19 protein-coding genes are annotated in these 20,984 nt (G+C 65.4%); 4 read left to right on the top strand and 15 right to left on the bottom strand.

The genetic code is table 11. The annotated features are described in order from the left end of the window. Positions 1–53: 53 nt before the first annotated feature. Positions 54–1,259 carry a cytochrome P450 gene (locus C6A82_RS09180; protein WP_105343702.1) on the top strand — a complete coding sequence of 402 codons (1,206 nt, stop codon included), beginning with the start codon at positions 54–56 and terminating at the stop codon, positions 1,257–1,259. Beyond that, a complete protein-coding gene (locus C6A82_RS09175; protein WP_105343704.1) occupies positions 1,256–2,482 on the top strand; it encodes a CaiB/BaiF CoA-transferase family protein in 1,227 nt (408 codons plus the stop codon). Before C6A82_RS09180 ends, C6A82_RS09175 begins: the two co-directional genes overlap by 4 nt. A 93-nt stretch (positions 2,483–2,575) precedes the next feature. On the opposite strand, the gene C6A82_RS09170 is transcribed toward C6A82_RS09175, so the two are convergent. Together C6A82_RS09170 and C6A82_RS09165 are read right to left on the bottom strand one after the other, a co-directional pair. Further along, complete coding sequence (locus tag C6A82_RS09170; protein ID WP_105343716.1) at positions 2,576–3,430, bottom strand: hypothetical protein; 855 nt, start codon at positions 3,428–3,430, stop codon at positions 2,576–2,578. 112 nt (positions 3,431–3,542) lie between these two features. Continuing rightward, entirely contained in the window at positions 3,543–5,720 is a 2,178-nt protein-coding gene (locus tag C6A82_RS09165) for a molybdopterin-dependent oxidoreductase (protein ID WP_105343706.1), read from the bottom strand. A gap of 46 nt (positions 5,721–5,766) precedes the next feature. Between C6A82_RS09165 and C6A82_RS09160 the strand changes: the two genes are divergently transcribed. Beyond that, positions 5,767–6,912 carry a thiolase family protein gene (locus C6A82_RS09160; RefSeq protein ID WP_105343708.1) on the top strand — a complete coding sequence of 382 codons (1,146 nt, stop codon included), beginning with the start codon at positions 5,767–5,769 and terminating at the stop codon, positions 6,910–6,912. On the opposite strand, the gene C6A82_RS09155 is transcribed toward C6A82_RS09160, so the two are convergent. From C6A82_RS09155 to C6A82_RS09115, 9 genes are read right to left on the bottom strand one after another with little or no spacing between them, the layout of a single operon-like run. Next, entirely contained in the window at positions 6,909–7,886 is a 978-nt protein-coding gene (locus C6A82_RS09155) for an NAD-dependent epimerase/dehydratase family protein (RefSeq protein WP_105343718.1), read from the bottom strand. The two genes, C6A82_RS09160 and C6A82_RS09155, sit on opposite strands and share 4 nt — an antisense overlap. A 35-nt stretch (positions 7,887–7,921) precedes the next feature. Then, positions 7,922–9,118 (bottom strand): acyl-CoA dehydrogenase family protein, encoded by a 1,197-nt coding sequence (locus C6A82_RS09150; protein WP_105343710.1) that lies wholly within the window; start codon positions 9,116–9,118, stop codon positions 7,922–7,924. Then, positions 9,119–10,168, bottom strand: a complete 1,050-nt coding sequence (locus C6A82_RS09145) for an acyl-CoA dehydrogenase family protein (RefSeq protein WP_105343712.1) — start codon at positions 10,166–10,168, stop codon at positions 9,119–9,121. 11 nt (positions 10,169–10,179) lie between these two features. Next, positions 10,180–11,004 carry an amidohydrolase family protein gene (locus C6A82_RS09140; RefSeq protein ID WP_311101757.1) on the bottom strand — a complete coding sequence of 275 codons (825 nt, stop codon included), beginning with the start codon at positions 11,002–11,004 and terminating at the stop codon, positions 10,180–10,182. After that, on the bottom strand, positions 11,001–12,620 hold the full coding sequence (locus C6A82_RS09135) for an acyl-CoA synthetase (protein WP_105343541.1): 1,620 nt from the start codon (positions 12,618–12,620) through the stop codon (positions 11,001–11,003). The genes C6A82_RS09140 and C6A82_RS09135 overlap by 4 nt, the downstream gene beginning before the upstream one ends. A 26-nt stretch (positions 12,621–12,646) precedes the next feature. Then, entirely contained in the window at positions 12,647–13,849 is a 1,203-nt protein-coding gene (locus C6A82_RS09130; RefSeq protein ID WP_105343540.1) for an amidohydrolase family protein, read from the bottom strand. Then, entirely contained in the window at positions 13,846–14,670 is an 825-nt protein-coding gene (locus C6A82_RS09125) for an enoyl-CoA hydratase (RefSeq protein ID WP_396836786.1), read from the bottom strand. The genes C6A82_RS09130 and C6A82_RS09125 overlap by 4 nt, the downstream gene beginning before the upstream one ends. Before the next feature lie 51 nt (positions 14,671–14,721). Further along, on the bottom strand, positions 14,722–15,729 hold the full coding sequence (locus C6A82_RS09120; protein ID WP_105343536.1) for a dihydrodipicolinate synthase family protein: 1,008 nt from the start codon (positions 15,727–15,729) through the stop codon (positions 14,722–14,724). Between the two features lie 9 nt (positions 15,730–15,738). After that, on the bottom strand, positions 15,739–16,536 hold the full coding sequence (locus C6A82_RS09115) for an SDR family NAD(P)-dependent oxidoreductase (protein WP_105343534.1): 798 nt from the start codon (positions 16,534–16,536) through the stop codon (positions 15,739–15,741). Between the two features lie 134 nt (positions 16,537–16,670). Here C6A82_RS09115 and C6A82_RS09110 point away from each other — a divergent pair, with 134 nt between their 5' ends. Further along, positions 16,671–17,381, top strand: coding sequence for a TetR/AcrR family transcriptional regulator (locus tag C6A82_RS09110; RefSeq protein WP_105343533.1), 711 nt, complete (start codon positions 16,671–16,673; stop codon positions 17,379–17,381). Positions 17,382–17,429: 48 nt separating this feature from the next. Here the strand turns inward: C6A82_RS09110 and C6A82_RS09105 are convergent, their stop codons facing one another. The 4 genes from C6A82_RS09105 to C6A82_RS09090 form a co-directional block, all read right to left on the bottom strand. Beyond that, a complete protein-coding gene (locus C6A82_RS09105) occupies positions 17,430–18,605 on the bottom strand; it encodes a thiolase family protein (RefSeq protein ID WP_105343531.1) in 1,176 nt (391 codons plus the stop codon). Positions 18,606–18,684: 79 nt separating this feature from the next. Next, positions 18,685–19,557 carry an enoyl-CoA hydratase/isomerase family protein gene (locus tag C6A82_RS09100; RefSeq protein ID WP_105343529.1) on the bottom strand — a complete coding sequence of 291 codons (873 nt, stop codon included), beginning with the start codon at positions 19,555–19,557 and terminating at the stop codon, positions 18,685–18,687. Next, a complete protein-coding gene (locus C6A82_RS09095; RefSeq protein ID WP_105343527.1) occupies positions 19,557–20,306 on the bottom strand; it encodes a FadR/GntR family transcriptional regulator in 750 nt (249 codons plus the stop codon). Before C6A82_RS09095 ends, C6A82_RS09100 begins: the two co-directional genes overlap by 1 nt. Positions 20,307–20,310: 4 nt before the next feature. After that, positions 20,311–20,958, bottom strand: coding sequence for a PaaI family thioesterase (locus tag C6A82_RS09090; protein WP_105343526.1), 648 nt, complete (start codon positions 20,956–20,958; stop codon positions 20,311–20,313). Positions 20,959–20,984 lie beyond the last annotated feature (26 nt).

Below are 20,984 nucleotides of genomic sequence, written 5' to 3'. Positions count from 1 at the left end.
TGTAATCTTTACAGTACCTATTGCAGTCTTTATCGGAATGGTGGAGATCAGACGTGGATACGCCAGTGCTGGATGTCACGCCCGATGAAGCGACCATTCTTCTTCGAGACCCGTACGCCATCTTCGAGCGCAGGCGGCACGACACCAACGGCGTGTTTCGTGGCAGCGTCATGGACTGGAGCCACGCTCCCGAGGAGTTCCGGCCCAAGGATCTCTACGCTGCGGTGTCCTTCGACGCGGTGAACCGGGTTTTCCGCGACAGCAAGGTCTTCAACTCACACATCTACGACTCCACCATCGGCCTTTTCATCGGACCGACCATCCTGGCAATGGAGGGCAAGAAGCACTGGGACCACCGCAATCTGGTGTCCGCAGCGTTCAAGACGCGCTCACTACAGCGGTGGGAGCCCGAAATCGTCCGGCCGGTGGTCAACGCGTTGATCGACGAGTTCGTCGACGCCGGCGAAGCAGATCTGGTGCGCGACTTCACCCTGGAATTTCCCACCAGGGTGATCTCAAAACTGCTGGGCCTCCCCGAGGAAGACCTGCCGTGGTTCCGCAAGCGCGCGGTCGAGTTGATCAGCTACAACGTCAAGTACAAGCGGGCGTTCGAGGCGTCGGATGCACTGAAGGAGTATTTCAGCGAACAGATCGCCAAGCGCCGGTCGAAGCCGACCGATGACATCATCGGCGACCTGGTGGCAGCGGAGATCGCCGGCGAGAAACTCACCGACGAAGCGATCTACTCGTTCCTGCGACTGCTGCTGCCGGCGGGCCTCGAGACCACGTACCGCTCGTCGGGCAATCTGATCTATTTGTTGCTCACGCATCCCGACCAGTTCCGGGCGATCCAGGACGACCGTGAGCTCATCGGTCCCGCCATCGAGGAGGGCCTGCGCTTCGAGACGCCGTTGACGACGGTCCAGCGCTACGCGTCCGAAGAAACCGAACTCGGAGGGGTAACGCTCCCGCAGGGAGCGGTGATCGACGTCTGCATCGGCTCGGCGAACCGCGACGAAGGCCGCTGGGAGCGCTCGGAGGAATTTGATATCGGGCGCAAACGGTTGCCGCACATCTCCTTTGCGGCCGGTGAACACACCTGTATCGGCCTGCATCTGGCTCGCATGGAGACGCGGGTGGCACTCGAATGCCTGCTGGACCGGTTGACCGACATCGAACTGCGCACCGAGGACGAACCGCACATCTACGGGCAGCCCTTCCGCTCCCCGACGGCGCTTCCGGTTACGTTCAACGCATGATCAAGGTGATGGAGGGCGTCCGCGTCCTCGAGGTGGCACAGTTCACGTTCGTCCCCGCGGCGGGAGCGATACTCGCCGATTGGGGCGCCGATGTCATCAAGGTGGAGCACCCGGTACGCGGCGACACGCAGCGTGGTTTCCTCTACATGGGCGGTATCCAGCTGCAGGCCGACCGCCACCCTCTGATGGAGCATCCGAACAGGGGCAAGCGCAGCGTCGGTATCGACGTCTCGACACCGGGCGGGCAGGAAGTCCTGTACGAGATCGCCAAGAGCTCCGATGTCTTCCTGACCAACTACATGCCCGCACAACGTCAGAAGAACAAGTTCGACGTCGAGCACATCCGCGCGGCCAACCCGAACATCATCTACGCGCGCGGCAGTGCGTACGGGGACAAGGGGCCGGAGCGAGACGTCGGTGGGTTCGACGGCACCGCGTTCTGGACCCGCAGCGGTGTCGGCCACGCCCTGACTCCCGAAGAAATCGGTGGCGCTCTGTCGCAAGGTATTCCGGCGTTCGGTGACTCGATCGGCGGGATGAACATCGCGGGCGGAATATCGGCCGCGCTTTTTCACCGCGAGCGCACGGGCGAGGCCGTCGAACTCGACGTGTCGCTTCTCAGCACGGCATGGTGGTCTGCGGGTGCCAGCATGACCCAGGGCATGGAGGTCGGCGAGACCATGCGCTCGCAGATGCCCGATTCCGTCGGCCCGACAGTCAACCCGTTCCTCGGCAATTACCTGACGTCCGACGGCGGCACGATCAACCTCTGCATCGTCAGCCCGACCGGCTACATCCGCGATGCGTTCACCCACCTCGGCCTGCCCGAGTTGGCCGACGATCCGCGGTTCAACGACGTGCTGCCCCTCATCGAGAATGCTGCGGCCGCAGCGGAACTCATCGCCGAGTCGATCCGCAGCAAGCCGTTCGACTACTGGCGTGAGCACCTCAAGACGATGAAGGGTCAGTGGGCGCCGTTCCAGAGCTTCCTCGACCTTGCCACCGACGAGCAGGCGATCGCCAACGACATGATCGTCGAGGTGGAAGCCGCGGATGGCGGCGAACCGTTCAAGGTGGTCCGAGGCCCGGTGCAGTTCAACCACGAGCCGCTGGAGACGACCCGCGCCCCGCAGGCCTCCGAGCACACCGAGATCGTCCTGATGGAGCTCGGCATGGAGTGGGACCGCATCGAGGAACTCAAGGACTCCGGCGCCATCGCCTGACCCTCAACTCCCCGCGAAAAGTCCCCGTGAAACGATATTCCAGCAGAGAAAGTGCGAATACGGCTCTGCTGGAACTCCGTTTCGCGGAAAGATCTAGGGACGCCAGCCACGCGAGACCATCGCGTCCCGCGCGCGACGCGCGATGGCGACAGGTCTGTCCTCTTTTATGACGCGGTCGACGATGAAACCGAGGCGCTCGATCTTGGGAATCACCCGCAAATCCTTGACGTACTGCGGCCGATCCGTCCGGTGCTGATCGCCGTCGTATTCGGAGACAACCTTGAATTCCTCCCAGCCCATATCGACAGTTCGCAACAACGTGCCGTCGGTAGCGAATATCGGTATCTGGGTTCTTGGCTTGGGTAATCCCGCATCGATGTAGATCAGCCGCAGCCACGTTTCCCGGGGCGACGCCGCTCCGCCATCGACGAGCGGCATCGCGTCCCTCAGCTTCTTGACGCCACGCGCACCCCGATACCGCTTTGCTAAAACCAACACCTCCTCGATCGAGAACGGCGCGGCCCGCATCAACGCGTCGAGGTGTGCGATGGCTCGATCGCGCGGCTGGTAACGGCCGATGTCGAGAGCCGTGCGCGCAATTGTCGTGACGGGAATCCCGTCGACCCAGCACATCTCATCGTCAGCGATGCGTTCACTGCGCGTGACGATCCCAGCGGGCGGGTAGGCGTGCGTGTGCTTGTAAATGAGCTCGATCGTCGTAGCGGCATCCACCCAGTCCGCGCCATGGATCGCCGAGGCCGCGACGCCGGTGACGATTGCCCGCCGTTTAGACCACAGCCAGGCTCCGACAGCGCGATCACGCAGCGTGAGCTCGTGGCCACGAAGCGCGTGAACATTCGGGAAGAACGGGCGATACCAGCGCGCAAGCTCGTGCCTGGTAACGACGCCGTTCGCCACTGCTTCACTGCCGACGAAGATCTCTCCCATGTCCACGTATAGACGTCGGGCGCCAGCTCTCCGCTCCATTCGCCGCGAAACGCCATTCCAGCAGAAAAATTTCGAGTGAGCACCTGCTGGAATATCGTTTCGCGAGAGCTAGTCAGAGCCGTTCGACGCGCACCGGCACACCGGTCAGCCAGGCCATCCCCGACAGCTGCTCGACGTCGTCGGGCTCGCTGGACGTCAGCCGGTTGACGTTGGCGCCACCCGCCTTGTTGGCCAGCTGCCACGTCCCGGTGCCCTTGTGGCCCCAGCCGTGCGGCACCGCGATCACGCCGGCCATCAGGTCCTTGGTCGCGGTCACTTCGATGGTGATGTCGCCGTACGGCGAGGAAACCCGCACCGCGTCTCCGTCGGAGATCTGCAGATCGGCTGCATCGTCGACGTGGATGAGTGCGCGCTGCACCCGCTCACCGCGCATCAACAGCGGAGCGTTGTGCATCCACGAGTTCTCCGAGCGTGCCTCGCGCATGCCGATCATTCGCAGCGGATAACCGTCGGGATGTGAGCCGCGCGTCAGCTTGTCGACCTCGTCGGCGATAGCGGGATGCACCAGCTTCACCCGGCGCGACAGATAGGCCACCGCGTCGCGCAGCACACCGGTGCGGATGTGTGGCGCGACGACCACTCCGTGCGGATAGTCTTCGATCAGGCGGCGCAGCGACAACCCACCACGACGCAGGCCGAACCGGTCACCGCCCTGCGACATCCGGACAAGGGCGTCCATCATGAGTCGCGGCGTCAAGCCAATACCAATAAAACGCAATACTTTTCGCACAAGCCCGAGTACGCGGAACACCGGCACGTCGCGGGCCAGGCGACGGGTCAGGTCGTCGACGATGTCCCATTCGGTGCGCGCCTGACCCGCAGGCGCGACGACGGCCTTTGTTGCCTGCCGGAACGGCGTCGCCTGGAAGGCCTGGAAGGTGAACGGGAAGTCGTCGCGTTCGTACATCGTCGTGACCGGCAGGATGTAGTCGCAGCGGCTCGTCGTCTCGGTGACATAGAAGTCGAGCGCCACCGACAGGTCCAACGTCTCGAACGCGGCCTCGAGCTCATCGCCGTTGGGCACCGAAAGGATCGGGTTACCCGCCGAGACGAACATCGCCTTGATCTGGCGGGCTCCGGGCGTGGTGATCTCCTTCGCCATCAGCGCGGCAGGCTCGGAGGTGATGGCGTTGGGAATTCCCCCGATACGCGACCGACGCCGATACGAGCGCCGCAGCGCGACACCCATCGCGGTGTTCTGCCACCGCTGGCCCGTGGTGTGCATAAGGCCGAACACGGAACCGCCTGGCACATCGAGGTTTCCGGCGACCAGGTTGACGGCGTCGATGAGGTACGCGGTCAGGGTGCCGTACCGGCCGACGCAGGTGCCCAGCCTGCCGTAGACGGCCGCGCGTGGCGTGCTCGCCAGATCGTGGGCCAGGCGGCGGACGCTGTCGGCGCCGACCCCGGTGTGTTCGGCGGTCCTCTCCGGTGTGAAGGGCGCGCACAGCGCGCCAAGCCATTCGAGCCCGTCGGCCTGCCTGCCGACGAGCGCGTGATCCACGAGTCCGTCGCCGAACATCACCTGCAGCACCGACAGCAGCAGAAAGGCGTCGGTGTCCGGGACGATGCCCAGCCATTCGAACGCCGCCGCGGTCTCTGTGCGGCGGGGATCGACCACAACGACCCGCCCGCCCCGCTTGACGATGTCGTGCATACGGTCCTTGATCCGCGGGGCGGTGAGGAAGCTTCCGTGCGAGACAACCGGGTTGGCACCCATCATCACCAGCAGGTCGGTTCGGGTCAGGTCAGGGATCGGCGTCGACGTCGGCACACCGTAGAGCAGTTGGCTGGCGATCAGCCTGCTGTTGGTGTCCTGCGACGAGGCGGTGAAGTAGTGCGAGTCGCGGCCGATGCCCTTGGTGAACATCAGCGCTGCGAACGTGTGCGCATAGCTGAACGCGGCGGGGTTGCCCATGTACCAGCCCACCGCGCCCGAGCCCTCGGTCCGCACGATCGCGCCAAGCCTTGCGGCGATATCGGACAGTGCCGCCTCCCACGTGACAGGCTCGAAACCGGTCGGCGTCCGGCGAAGTGGGGTGGTGACACGGTCGGGATCGTTGTGCACCTCGGTGAACGCGATTCCCTTCTGGCACGCGAAGCCCGAGGACAGCGGGTGGTCCTTGTCCGGGCGTAGCGCTACCAGTCTGCCGTCCTCGACGGTCGCGACCATGCCGCACAACGGCTCGCAGATCCGGCAAAAGGTCGTGTGCTCGGTCACGGAGGCCATCTGAACTACGATACTGTAAGAGTTACAGTTGCGATACACTCGCCGCATGAATGACGTGGCCATCATCGGCGTGGGGCTGCATGCGTTCGGCCGGTTCGAGGGCAAGTCAGCGATGGAGATGGGCGTCGACGCCATCTTCGCCGCCGTCGCGGACGCAGGAGTCGAGTGGCGCGACGTCCAGTTCGCCGCCGGTGGCAGCTGGACCGTGGCCAACCCGGACGCCATCGTCGGCATGGTCGGGCTCTCGGGCATCCCCTTCACCAACGTCTTCAACGCGTGCGCCACCGCGGCGAGCGCGGCCAAGGCGTGCGCGGACGGCATCCGGCTCGGCGACTACGACATCGGTGTCGCCGTCGGGCTCGACAAGCACCCGCGCGGCGCCTTCACCGAGGATCCCGCGCTTGTCGGCATGCCCAGCTGGTACGCCGAGAACGGTCAATACCTGACCACGCAGTTTTTCGGGATGAAAGCCAACCGCTATCTGCACGACCACGGGATCTCGCAGGCGACACTGGCCAAGGTGGCCGCCAAGAACTTCCGCAACGGGGTCCTGAATCCGAACGCGTTCCGCCGCAAGCCGATCGCGGAGGAGGAGATCCTCAACTCGACGATGCTCAACTATCCCCTGACCCAGTACATGTTCTGTGCGCCCGACGAGGGTGCCGCCGCTGTGGTGATGTGCCGCGCCGACATCGCACACCGCTACACCAGCAAGCCGGTGTACCTGCGCGCCGTCGAGGTCCGTACCCGGACCTACGGCGCCTACGAAGTGAACACCACATTCGCTCCGGTCGACGAAGTTCCGGCGCCGACGGTCTACGCCGCCGAGGCGGCCTTCGACAAGGCCGGTGTCGCACCTGATGACGTCGACGTTATCCAGCTGCAAGACACCGACGCAGGCGCCGAGATCATCCACATGGCCGAATGCGGCTTCTGCGATCACGGCGACCAGGAGAAGCTGCTCGCCGACGGCGCAACCGAGATCCACGGAACGATGCCGGTCAATACCGACGGCGGTCTGATCGCCAACGGCGAGCCGATCGGCGCCTCGGGCCTGCGCCAGATCCACGAGCTGGTAAGGCAATTGCGCGGTGAGGCAGGCGACCGCCAGGTCGCCGGTGAGCCGAAAGTGGGTTTCGCCCAGCTGTACGGTGCGCCGGGGACCGCGGCCGCGACGATCGTGACGCGCTAGCTGCGCAGGCCGGCCTGCTCGACGTAGAAGCGGGCCGCCCGTCGTATCGACTCTGCGGTCGGACGAGGCTGCCAGCCCAGTTCGCGTGTCGCCTTGCTGTGGTCGGCGGCAGACATGATGTGCAGGAGCCGGACACCGGTGACGTTCATCGGAAGGTCGCGGCGCAGCACCCGGCCTGCCGTACCCATGAGCCAACCGACGGCGTACAGCAACGCAAGCGGCACGCCGAACCGCGGTGGCTTCGCCCCGACGGCCGTCGCCGCCGTCGACAGCATCTCCCGCATCGGCATGAATGATTCGGAGATGATGTACCGCTCGCCGACGCGTCCGCGCTCGCCGGCGAGCAGGAATGCTTCGGCCACGTCTTCGATCCCGACGACTTCGGTGCAGACGCCTTTGACGTATGCCGGCATCTTGCCAAGCGCCGCGGCTTTGATCATCTGCCCCTGGCTGGGCTGCCAGTCCAGCGGGCCGTAGGGATTGGATACGCACATGGCGACGGCGGGCAGGTCGCGGTTCTTGGCGTAGTCGAGCACCATGTCTTCGGCTTGCCGACGTGACTCGATGTAGGGGCCGCCGACGCCCTCCCAGTTGAACGGCATGTCCTCCGTTGCGGATTCGCCCCGCTCGGCGATGGCGATGGTACCGATCGTGCTACAGAACACGAACCGGAACAGATCGGCTTGCGAAGCGACGTCGAGGACGGGGCGCAGGCTCTCGACGTTCGTGTCGAACAGCGGCGACGGATCGCGGAGGTAGAAGCGCGTGTCCACCACGCAGTAGAACACCACGTCGCGGTCGGCCATCGCCGCGCGCATCGCCTCCACGTCGCGGAGATCCCCGTAGCTCCGTTCGACGTCGAGGTCGTCGATCGCCACCGTGTTGCTGGACTTCCGCAGGTACACCCGAACGTCGTCGCCGCGCTCGACGAGCTTGCGGGTGACGTGCGAGCCGACGAAACCGCTCGCGCCCATCACGAGAACCTTGCGGCGTTGTGCCGGCTCCGGTGTCACGAAGCCTTCTTCCCCACCGGTGCCGAGTAATTGGGCTTGCCCAGCTCGAGCACGTACTGGGCGATCATGTTCCGGAACACCTCGAGCGTTCCGCCGTAGATACCGACAAGCGGTGCGAAGCGGTAAACATACTCGGCCGCACCGTCATCGGCGGCACCGTCGGTTCCGATGGGCAGCGACGCCGCCGTACCGAGGATATCCATCAGGTCCGGCGAGATGTCGCGCATCGTCTGGGCGAGCGCCACCCGTCCGAAGATACTGGTCGCCGACAGCGACGCCTCCATCCGGGCGATGCTGCGGCCCAGGCGATAAGCCACCGACCCGTCGTCGATGAGTCTGCGACCGTCCTGGCGTTTTTCGGCGACCTTGGCGGCGGCCGTGTCGGCCGCGGTGGCCATGAAGCTCGCCTGGTGCATCATGATCGATACGTCGGCCAGCCCGTCGGCGGCGGCCTCCACCGCGCCGTGCTCGACGTTGAGCGGCTCGCGCACCACAGTCCAGCCGTCGTTCACCTCGCCGAGGCGGTACTTGTCATCGACGCGAACGTCGCTGTAGTACACGATGTTCGTCCGGTCGCCGTCGACGGTGCGGATCCCTTGGACCTCGATGCCCGGCGAGTCGAGCGGTACCAGAAACATGGTAAGGCTCTTGTGCTTCGGCGCACCGGGGTCGGTGTTGGTGATGAGGAAGACGTACTGGCAGTTGTGAGCGCCGGTGGTGAACATCTTGGAGCCGTTGATGACCCAGGAATCGCCGTCGCGAACCGCGCGGGTCTTGCAGGTCGCGACGTCGGAGCCGCCCTCGGGCTCGGTGTAGCCCAGACACAGCCGCACCCGGCCGTTGAAAACCCTCGGCATCACCTCGGCCTTGAGTTCGGGGGAGCCGAACTTCTCCACCGAGCGGGCGATCATCGCGGTTGTGCCGAACGTCACCCACGGCACATGCGCGCGCCGCTTCTCCAGCTGCCAGATGCGGTTTCGAACCCGGTTGAATCCGCCGTCGGATTCCGGCTTCCATTCCTTGGTGAGGTATCCGGCCTCGCCGAGCGCCAGATGTACACCCTCGTCGAAGTTGTCGCCGGTCTCGCGGTCGCGCCGGATGACGTCCTCGGTGACGAGCTCACGCAGGAACGCGCGTGACTCGTGGAGGAAAGCCTCGTCCTCGTCGGACAGCTGAACGCGTGAGAAGTCCACTTACTTCACTCCTCCGCTTTCGCGCGCCGCGACGATCTCGGCGATGTATTTCGCGCTTGCGCCGGGATCGCCGCCTGCCAGCGCCCAGCCGCGCGCCCGAACCAGGTACGCGCTCGCAGCCGCTTCCGCGCTCACCCCGAGGCCGCCCTGCACCTGTACGCACATGGTGGCGGCCTTCGACGCCTCCTCGGCCATGAACACAAACGCCGACGGCGCCAACTCCGGGCGTTCGTCGGGTTCGTTGTCGAGGAACCAGGCCGCGCGGCGCGCCAGATTGCGACCACCCGCGACGGTGATGGCGATGTTGGCCAGCGGATGCGAGATGGCTTGCAGCGTGGAGATCGGCACCCCGAGCGTGTAGCGATTCTTCGCGAATTCGGCCGCGATCGTCATCGTCTCCTCGACGAGGCCGACCAGCGCGGCCCCGGTCAGCACCCGCCATTCATCCAGCGCGCGTTGATATTCGGCGAGCGCCTCGGCGCCAATTGCGATCACAGTCCTGCCATCGGCCGCCGCCGGATCCACCCATGCCATCGGGAGCTTTCCGATGTTGTCGACCTTGACAGGGCGCGTCCCGAAGGTCAGCGCCACAACGTCGGCGCCGTCGCGCACGAGAATCTGATCGGCGATCGAGCCTGCGGGGATCAGCCGCCGCCCTGAGACGCTGTCGTGCTGCGGGTCGAGGGCAGCCAGTTGTTTGCCGCTGACCAGGTCGGCGTCCAGCGTGGCACCGAGTCGCGCCAGCAGGCGCGACGCGACGACATGGTCGATCCACGGGATCGGCGCCAGCGACCGGCCGATCTCCTCGGCGACCAGCGTCAGGTCGACGAGTGTCGCCCCGTCCCCGCCCGCCGACTCGGGCAGCGCCATCGTGGTTGCGCCCATCGCGCACAGCCGCTCCCACAGGCTCTTGTCGAAGCCGGTCCCCTCCGCGGCGCGCACATTCTCGATCGGGCAATGCGTCCTGAAGAACTGTTTGTACGCCTCCTGGATCGCCTGGTGATCCTCCGACAGGCTGTAGTCCAGCCTGCGCAGCTCGTATCGGTCCATCGCGGGTGTTCCTATTCTCCGAAGAAGAATTCCTGAGCGTTGTTGTACAGGTAGTTGTCCAGCACGTCGGCGGGCAGGTCAAGGGCGGTCGCCTCCGGCACCACGCGGCGCATCCGCAGCACGGGCCAGTCCGACGCGTAGATCACCTTGTCCTTGCCGCGGGTGCGCATGAAGTGCAACAGGCTCTCCGGCAGTCGCTTGGGCGACCACGCCGACGTCATCAGCCGCAGGTTCTGGTACTTGATCATCAGCCGGATCGCGACATCCCACCACGGGTCTGCGCCGTGGATCATGCAGAGCTTCAACTCGGGGAAGCGCACGCACACCCGGTCGAGGTGAATCGGGTTCTGCACCTCACCGGGAATCGGCGGTCCCGGCAGGCCGGTGTTGATGCACAGCGGCAGCTCCATCTCGGCGCACTTGGTGTACAGCGGATAGTAGACGGCGTCGCTGGGCGGGTACTGCCCATCGCCCCAGAAGCTGGGACCCACAACGGCATACGCGACGGGAAGATCGCTGGCGACTGCGCTCAATTCGCGGAGCGATGGCATCGGCTTCAGGAGGTTGACCCCGCCCATCGCCAGCTTGAACCGGTCGGGCCGCGACTCGACGAATTTGCGCGCGGTAACCGACGGCTTCGTGAGGTTGTCCATCAGGATGGCCTTGGCCACCCCCTGCTCGTCCATTTCGTCGAGCAGCTCGGCCAGATCGACGGGGGCGAACATCGACTCCGGTCCCTTGAAGTAGTCGTCGCGCACCTTCAGCATCCAGTTCGGCTGCTGTTCGGTCTCCCCGAAGTGGACGTTGACGAGGCAATCAATGGCTTTGTTCGTCATGTCATCGCCCGTTGCGTCGCTTGGCTTTTCGCCCACCGGTAGTCGGCCTTGCCGTTACCGAGCCTGCGAACCGTGTCCACGAAGACGATCTCCTTCGGCGCCTTGAAGCGGGCGAGATGCTCGACGCACGTGGCGTGCAGTGATTCGACGTCGACGGTCGCATCCGGCCGAGTCTGGACGAGCGCGACGATCTCCTGCCCCCAGCGCTCGCTGTCGCGGCCGACGACCAACGCGTCCACCACCCCTGGATATGCGCGCAGCACCGCCTCGACCTCCTCGACGAAGACCTTCTCTCCACCGGTGTTGACCACAAGTGAGTCGCGGCCGTACAGCCGCAGGGTGCCGTCGGCTTCCAACGATGCGCGGTCACCCGACACCACGACACGCCGGCCCGCCACCACGGGAAAGGTGCTGCGGGTCGCGTCGGGGTCGTCGAAGTATCCCAGCGGAATCCGGCCGGTGCGAACCACCCAGCCGACCTCGGGTTCGCCCGCCGCGACGAACCGGGTCAGGTCGTCAGACACCACGGTGCCGCCTTCCCGCAGATCGAAGGTCTCGCGATGGGAGCCCCGCCGATTGTGGCCGAACCCCATGTTTCCGGTCTCCGACGAGCCGTAGCCGTTGATGATCGTCAGCGCAGGCAGCTTCTCCAGGAGCGCAGCGACATGCTTGGGATTGGTTGTGGCCCCGCCTGTTCCGATGGCGTACAGCGACGACAAGTCGTAGCTGGCACGGTTGAGCTCCTCGACCAGCGGCGCCACGTAGGCGTCCCCGACCATCGTCATCATGCCCACCTTCTCGCGTTCGGCCGTGCGCAACACCAACGCGGGGTCGAACTTGGTGCGATCGTCGTAGAGCACCACCGGCAGCCCGGCGAGCGTGCCGGAGAAGGCCGTCCACAGGCCCGCCGCATGCATCAACGGGGATACCGCGAACCAGGCCGGCCCTTCATTGCGCCTGACCTTGTCGTGTATCTCGGTGGCCGACTGGTGGTCGGCACCGACCATCGAGCACACGTAGGTGTCGCTCTGCCGCCACAGCACACCCTTTGGCCTGCCGGTCGTCCCGCCCGTACAGTACATGATCAGGTCATCAGGCGAACCGGAGATCCTGTGTTGCGGATCTCCCTGCGCCACAGCGTCATCCAATCGCACGGCGCCCGGGATATCGGGCGCGTCACTGCCGTCGTCGACGGCGATGAGCAGATCGGCGCCCAGCGACTCCAGCACGTCGGCGAACTTCGCGCCGTGAGCCAGGTGGTAGATCACGGCGCGCGGCTTCACGTAGTCGAGGAGGTCGGCGACCTCGCGCGGCGTGTAGTGGTGGTTGACGTTCACCGGGACCGTGCGGGCCTTCAGACAACCGATCACCATCTCCGGATAGCGATCGTTGAACATGATCAACGCAACCCGGTCCTGCCCGCAGTCCCAGTTGTCGAGCCGATCGCGATCCCGGTGTGCGCCGAATCCTTTGTCCGCGAGGAAGTTCGCCAGCCGACGGGTACGTCGGGCCATTTCGCCGTAGGTGGTGCGGCGGTCACCGCACACCGTCATGGTGCGATCTCCGATGACGTCGGCGATCGCGTCGACGACGTCGCCGATGGTCCACTCAGGCACCCTGGGCGCTCCTCACATCCGCGGTCTCATGCCGCAACGTTCACACCGAGCAACTCGAGTGCGTTGTCCCGCATCACCTTCCGGGTGTCCTCCGCACTGAATTCTGGGAATTGCGGAATATCGGCGGTGAACGCCATCGGATCGGCGAGCCCCTCGCCGTGCGGCCAGTCCGAGCCGAACAGGATCTTGTCCACGCCGATGGTCTCGGCGAGCAGTTTGACGTCGTCCTCGTAGTACGGCGCGATCCAGACGTTGTTGCGCAGCTGCTCTACCGGATCCTCCTTGTAGTGATACGGCGCGGTGTTTGCGGACTTCTTCAGCCGCTTGATCAGGCGGTACACGAAGTACGAGCCGTTCTCGATGCTGGCCACCTTCAGCTTCGGATGCCGGGTGAAGACCTGGTGGACGATCATCGACGCCATCGAGTCGTGGATAGCGCGGTCGTCGAGCAGCACCTGGTCCAGCGGGTCCTTCTTGCCGAACCCCTCGAACGTCGCCTGGCCGCCCCATAGTGCCGCGATCGCCAGGTAGCCGCTGTCGGACAGGTGGAACACCACAGGAACGCCCGCCTCGGCGAGCCTGGCCCACACCGGATCGTGCACCGGATCACCCAGCGAGCGCGGCTTGACCGTGCCCGGCACGGGCGCGGGCCGCACGCACACGATCTTGGCGCCGCGGGCCAGCACGAACTCCACTTCCTCGACAGCCTTGTCCGGGTCCGCCAGCGAGATGATCGGCGCCGAGAGGAAGCGGTGGTCGGGACGGTCGAAGCCCCAGTCCTCGTCGAGCCACAGGTTGAACGCGTGTACCGACGCCATCGTCGCCTCGATGTCGCGCTTGAGCGCCTCTTCGACCCCGCACGCGAATGTCGGGAGCATGAACGCGGTTTCGAGGTTCTGCTTGTCTAGGACCTTCGCCCTGGCGTCGCGATTCTGGTATTCGGGGTGGTCCGCGAGCCGGTCGACCTTCATCAGCGATGCCGGGTCGACACCCTCGGGGATCTCCCCTCGGAAGAGCAAATCCAAACAACCCGGCTCGATGATCGGGTCGAACGTCGGGTTCGGGATGAAGTGGTTGACGACGCCACCCATGACGGCGAACGTGCGCTTGCCCTCGGTGAGCATCTGCACGCCTCGACGTTTGAATTCCTTGGGAAGATGGCGGGTGAAGGAATCGATCGGCTCGTAGTAATGGTTGTCGACGTCGATCGCCCGATAGTCGAGCGTCATGGGGTGACCTCCTCCATTGGCTTGCCCGGCGGGAAGTTTGGCGTGCGCTTCTCGAAGAAGGCGGTGATGCCCTCGATGAAGTCGGGCCGTTGCATGGACTCGTGCATCAGCTTTTCGGCGCGGTCGCTGGCATTGAATACGTCACGCATGGTGTCCGCGTACACCTGTTGCTTGATGACCGCCAGAGAACTGGGCGCGCAGTTGGCGGCGATGTCCTCCGCATAGGCGATCGCCCGCGGCAGCAGCTCTGCTGGCGCCACCACATGGTTGACGAGCCCGAGTGCGGCGGCCTCCTCGGCGAGGAAGACGCGGCCGGACAGCAGCAGGTCCATCGCCACACCCCAGCCGACGATGCGCGGAAGTATCCAGCTGATGCCGTATTCGGCGATCAGGCCGCGACGCGCGAACGACGTGGTGAACTTCGCTCCCGCTGCCGCGAAGCGGATGTCGCACATCAGCGCCTGGGTCAGCCCGATGCCCGCGCAGGCGCCGTTGATCGCGGCGATGACCGGCTTGCGCAGCGTCGCAACGAAGTGCGGGTGACGTTCGCCGACCAATGTGCTGACATCGGTTTCGCCGTTGGTGTTGGCCTTCTCCATCGATGACAGGTCTCCCATGTCGGCGCCGACGCAGAAGGCCCGGCCCGCACCGGTGACGACGATCGCCCGCACGTTCGGGTCGGCCTCGGCTCCCTCGAGCAGCGTGTAGAACTTCGCGGCCAGGCCGCCGCCCCACCCGTTCATCCGTTCGGGCCGGTTGAGGGTCAGCAGGGCAACGCCGGTGTCACGAAGCTCGTAGAGGACCGGGTCGTCAGCACTCACAGGCACTTACTGTACACCTTTCGGTAGTGCTTTCCGCAACGGCCGGGCGGCTCAGCAGGAGAGCAGCCCGTACCGGCGATACGCAGCATCGATCTGCGCTCTGCCCTCGGCGGGGAACACCGCCTGGGGCGGGCGCGAGTGCGGGTAGTCACCGATGGGTAGACCGAGCACCGATGCCGCGTACTTGAACGCCCCGCCCCAGTGCGTGAAATAGTCCGGTCGACCGGGATAACACGTGAACCACGACGCCATGTCGATGCCGAACCGGTCCAGGCCGGACTTCTCGGCGTAGTCCATCGCCTCCACCAGATTGTCGTTCCACACCAGCTCCCAGTACTCGGAGATGACGGGCTGCTGCGGTGTTTCGTACAGATACCCGGCCGTGCCCAACTGGGCAGGACCGACGATGCCCGCGCGCAGCCAGCCCGCGCGATACACCGTCAGGTCGCACTCCCAGATGGTCAGGTCGGGGGCGAGTTCGTGCAGCATCCGGCTGCTGGCCGGCCGGAACGCGCCCTCCTTCGTCGCGCACACGGCGGGGATCTCGGCATAGATCCGTGCACTCTCGGCCGGCGTCAGCACGTAGCCCGACGACGGCGAGTTGAACATGCCGAGGGCGATGTCGGTGCGATCGGCGATGTAGCGGAAGAAGTTCAGCACCCCTTCCCCGCCGTGGGCCTCCATCATCGGCGTCTGGATGTAGGCGATGTCGGCGCCGGCCTCCTGCGCGTGCCGCGTCAGTTCCAGGCAGTCCTTCGCGGCTGTCGCGGCGGTGCAGGCTTGCACGACGGCATCGGGATTCGCCCGGCGGCCTTCGTCGATGGCTATCTCCAACAACTGCTTTCGCTCGGCGATGGTCAGTGCCCAGAACTCCGCGATGCCGCTGGTGCACCAGAGCATGGGGTGTTCGAGTTCGCCGACGCAGTAGCGCACCAGGGTGCGGTAGGCGTCCCAGTCGATGTCGTCGCCATCGGTGCCGCGAAACGGCGTGTAGAGGCTGTTGCCGATTCCGCGCAGCGAGGTGCGCGCCCAGTCCCTGGCTTCGCGTGCATTCGCCATGTCGCCTCCTTAGGTGAAGTCGCTTCCGCCGTCGACATTGATGTTGGCGCCGGTCATGTAGGAGTTGGCGCGAGAGACGAGGAACGCGACGACGGGGCCGATCTCCTCGGGTAGACCGGCGCGCGGCAGGTGCGCGGGGTGCCCGAAATGCTTTTCGATACCGGCCATCACGGCATAGGGATCGCTTCCGTCGATTCCGACGGAGTCGGCCCAACCTGCGAGCGACTCGGACAGGATGCTGCCCGGCGACACGACGTTCACCATGATCTCGTCGGGCGCCAGCGACAGTGACAGGTTCTTGGAAATGCTGGTGACCATCGCCTTTGCGGCCGTGTAGGCGGGCAGGATCACGCTCTGGCGCTGCGTCGAATGCGCGGAGAAGTTCACGATCCGGGCCCACTCGGCCTTGCGTAGCAGCGGAAGCGCGGAGCGGACGCAGTGCACCATGCCCATCACGCCTTCGTCGACGGCCCGCCGCCAGTCATCGTCGCCGAGATCGGTGAAGGTCCCGACGGCACCGGGACCCGCCACGTTGACGAGGATGTTGAGCTCGCCTCCCCACCTGTGACCGACCTCGTCGAAAACGCGTTGGGCCGCTTCGGCATCGGTGACATCGGCTACCAACCCAAGCGCATCGGGGCTGCCGCGGCTCGACAGCTCCCGCGCCGCCTCGTCGAGAACCGACCGGGTTCGGCCGACGATAGCGATGCGCGCATTGTCGTCGGCAAGGCAGCGCGCGGTCGCCAGTCCCATTCCGCGGCCGCCGCCGACGATCACCGCGGTGGCGTTTTCCAGCCCGAGATCCACGGCGCCACCACCCCTCAGGTCAAGCCGAATCTGCTGGAAAAGCTTACTATAGGCCTTACAGTAGGAGGGCGACACCGTGCTACCCCTCGCGGGTACATTCGGTTCGACCATTGATTCGACGGAGGTGCCCTTCAGTGGCCAAGCAGGCAACCACCGAAAAGCGTCAGCGGCGCGAACGTGGGTCGATCAATCCCGACGACATCATCAAGGGCGCCTTCGAGCTCGCCGAGGACGTGGGCATCGACAACCTGAGCATGCCGCTTTTGGGCAAGCATCTCGGTGTCGGCGTGACGAGCATCTACTGGTACTTCCGCAAGAAGGACGACCTGCTCAACGCGATGACCGACCGCGCACTGAAGCAGTATGTCTTCGAGACGCCGTATGTCGAGGCGAAGGACTGGCGCGAGACGCTGCGCAATCACGCGCGAACGATGCGAAAGGCTTTCCTGGGCAACCCGATACTGACCGATCTGATCCTGATCCGGTCGGCCCTGAGCCCACGGGCGGCCAAGCTGGGAGTCGTCGCGGTCGAGAAGGCCATCGAAAACCTCGTCGAGGCGGGCCTGTCCCCCGAGGACGCATTCGACACATACTCGGCGGTGTCCGTGCATGTGCGTGGATCCGTTGTGCTGCAACGCCTCTACGACAAGAACCGGGCCAACGACGGCAGGCCGGGCGATTTCGAGGAGACGATGGTCATCGACCCCGAGACCACCCCGCTGCTGGCGCAGGTCCGTCGGGAGGGCCACCGCATCGGTGCCGCAGACGATTTCAACTTCGACTACGGCCTCGAGTGCGTCCTCGACCGCGCCGAACGGCTGATCGAGACGTCCAAGAAGAAGTGATTTCGGCGCGCTCAGTCACGCTCACGATGACCCAGCGCGCCCAAATCGCTACACCTCGATGACGACAGCGCCGCCCTGGCCACCGCCCGCGCACATCGCGGCGACGCCGATGCCTCCACCGCGCCGCTGCAATTCGTAGACCAGTGTCGTGACCATCCGTGCACCCGAAGCGGCGATGGGATGACCGAGGCTGCAACCACTTCCCGAGAAGTTCACCAGCTCCTCGTCGAGGCCGTATTCCCTGCACGCCGCGATGGGCACCGAGGCGAACGCCTCGTTGATCTCCCACAGCGCGACGTCCGACGGCTTGAGGCCGGCACGGTCGAGCACCTTTCCGATCACCTTCACGGCACCGAGCCCGCAGTCACGCGGTGCGACACCGGCCGAGGCCCAGGCCCTGACCGTCGCCATCGTCGTCAGCTTCTCCGCGGCGGCATAGTCGCTGTCCACCAGTGCCACCGCTGCCGCGGCGTCGTTCGTTCCGCTGCTGTTGCCCGCGGTGATGGAGAAGCCCTCGATCTCGGGATGCAGGACCTTGAGCCCGGCCAGCTTCTCGACGGTGGTATCGCGGCGCGGATGCTCGTCGACGCTGAAGTCGACGACGGACCCGTCGAACTGCTGGATCTTCATCGGGATGATCTCGTCGAGGAACTTGCCCGCGTCGATCGCGGCGATCGCGCGCTGATGCGACCGCGCGGCCCACGCGTCCATCTCCTCGCGGGTGATGCCGACCGACTGCGCGGTGTTCCAGCCGACCGTGATCGACATGTCCTTGGCAGGCGCATCGGGCGTCTCGACATGCGTCGGCGGCATCCAGCGCTCCTCGAACTTCAGCTCGGGTCCGGGGATGCGCCAGTTCGTCAGCGGGGTCATCGACAGTGACTGCACCCCGCCCGCGACCAGCGCACGCTCCATTCCCGAGCCGATCTGCGCGGCAGCATTGCCGATGGCCGTCAGGCTGCCGGCGCAGTGCCGGTTCACCGACTGACCCGGAACGCTGTCCATTCCCGTTGCGGTCGCGGCGTAGCGGGCGAGATCGCCGCCGCCGTAGTGCGATTCGGCGACGATGATGTCGTCGAACGCGGCCGGGTCGACGCCGGACCGGCGAACGACCTCGGGAAGCACCGTGGTGATCAGGGTTTCCGGCGGGGTGTTGACCAGCGTGCCCTTGAAGGACCGGCCGATCGCCGTCCTGGCGGCGGCGACGATGACAGGTGTGCCCATGTTTGTTTGACCTCAGCTTTTGGCGTTAACGACGTTACAAAAGTAGCAGATAATGTATTGCATCAGTACGTGACCGGCCTCACTCCGGCTCAGGCACGTGAAAATGCTCGTCACGCAGGCGGAACGCTTCCTTCGTCCCGTGCGCCGCCCGCGTCTTGACGAAGTTGAACTCACCCGGCGCGAACTGCAGGTTCGTCCCGTACGCGTGAAACAGGTAACTCGCCACTTCCTCACCCTGGTAAGCCTGGCTCTGTTCGACGAGACGGAATGCCTCCTTGGCGATGACGACGCCGTCGGCCGGCATCTTCGCCGCCTTCTCCGCCCAGTATCTCGCCCTGGCGGCCACCTTCGCGGGCTCGCACGTATCGGTGAACACGCCGAGGTGCTCGATTGCACCGGCGGTGATGATGTCGCCGGTCAGCAGCAGCCGGCGGGCCAATACCGGGCCGAGGCGATGAAAGAACATGTGCAGGCTGCCCAGCGCGGGCCCGAGGAAGCGGGTGGCGGGCATCCCGATCTTCGTGTCGCGGCCGATGACCGAGATATCGGTCATCAGGGCCATCTCGAAGCCGCCGCCAAGCGCGTAGCCGCTGATTTCGCCGACCGTGACCTTCGGAAAGCCCATCAGGTTGTGATAGAAGCCGAATGTCTTGCGATCCACCGTCAGCCGACGGCGCTGGCTGGGTCGGCTCTTGCGCTCGGGTTCATCCTTCCCGTACCAGCCGTAGGCGTTGTTCATATCCGCGCCGGTGCTGAACACGCCGTCGGCCCCGCGCAACAGCACAACGGTGATGTCGTCGTCCTCGGCAACGTGATCCAGGCACCGGGCGAAGGCCTCACGCATGGCCGCGTCGTAGGAGTTGCGCTGTTTGGCGTTGTTGAACGTGATCGTCGCGATCCGCTTGTTTGGCTCGAGTTCGAAAAGCACGCGCTCGTCGGTGGAAGCAGTCATCAGTGGCTCCTCGAAATCAGTTTCGCCTCAATGGTTTTGTCCGCCCCTGCGGCCAGCGTGTTGCGCCGGGCCGCGGCAAGGTGGTCCTGGGCCAGTCGAACCGCACGTGCCGCGTTTCCGTCGCGGATGGCGTCCAGCAGCCTCTGATGGTCGCGTAAGGCGGCCCGCATGGTCTTGTGGTTCACGTCGTCGTCGCTCCACACCGAGGACTCGTGCGCCGACCAGATCAACTCGAGCGAACCGATCAACAGGATCATCGGTTCGTTGCCGCAGCGCGACACCAGCGCTTCATGGAACCGACGAGCGTTGGGCACATACGCCGAAACGTCGTCGAACTGTTCTGCCTGACGATCGATTTCGGCCTGCAGATACGGGACGACCTCGTCCATCCGGTCCTCCCGGGACGCACACATGCCCGCGCAGATCGGCTCCAGGTGCAGCAGCGCCTCGCTGACGTCGGCGGGCGTGGAGTCGCGGGTCTGCAGCACCATGCTGATCATGTGCGCGGTGCGCGCCGCCGAGGGTAGGTGAACCACCGCACCCCCGACGTTGCCGCGCCGCACCGAGATCAGGCCGTCGGTTTCCAGGATGTGGATCGCCTCGCGCAACGCAGGCGGACTCACCGAGAACTGTCCCAATAGGCTCTCCTGGGACGGTAGCTCCTTGAGCCGGCCGGCGAGGATCTCGTCGCGCAGCCGCGCAGCAACGATCTCAGCGACGCGCGGTTGGCGAATCCCCCGTAGTTCCACGAGATCAGGCCCGTCGCTTGCCGAAGTCGAATCCGGTGAGCTTGTCCGGGGAGAGAGCGAGCGTCGTGGCTTCCCCGATGCACAACACCTCGTCGCCGAGCGACAACCGCACCGTCGATGTGACGCCCCGCTCGACCTGTGCGCGCTCGATGTAAAAGTGCAGCTCGGTGAGGATGGGCGTGGGCCTGCGGAACTTCACGTTCAGTGAGCGGGTCTTGCCCGACAGCTCGGTCGCACAGTTCTGGTGCTGGATCACGCAGTCGAAGAACACAGCCAAGAAGCCCCCGTGCACCAGGCCAGGCGGGCCCTCGTAAACGACCGGGAAAGTGACCCGGCCCTCCGCCGTCTCGGCGTCGATGCGCTCGAACTCATAGGTGGGAAAGCACGGGTTGAACGCGCCGATGTCGAAAGCGTGGGACAGGTAGACCCGTTGGGTGTCCGCTCCCTTGCCGATCCGCGGGGCCGGGTCGGGCGAGACGGCGCCGGCCAGCTCCTTCTCCCATTTGCCGAGCGCCTCGAGCATGGCGTCCACCGCCGGGTGCGGCTGCTCCAGCGACAGCAGTTGGCCCGCCAGCCGCCGCAGTGCACCGGCGACGGCCACGGTCTGGGCAAGCGGTTGCTCACCGAACCGAGGGGTGTCAGCGTCTGCCATCGCAGGCCTTTCTTGTCTATCTTGTA

Source organism: Mycobacterium sp. ITM-2016-00318 (genome assembly GCF_002968285.2).
In the GTDB taxonomy this organism is placed as follows: Bacteria; Actinomycetota; Actinomycetes; order Mycobacteriales; family Mycobacteriaceae; genus Mycobacterium.
This window is presented reverse-complemented; position numbering and strand designations above follow the sequence as displayed.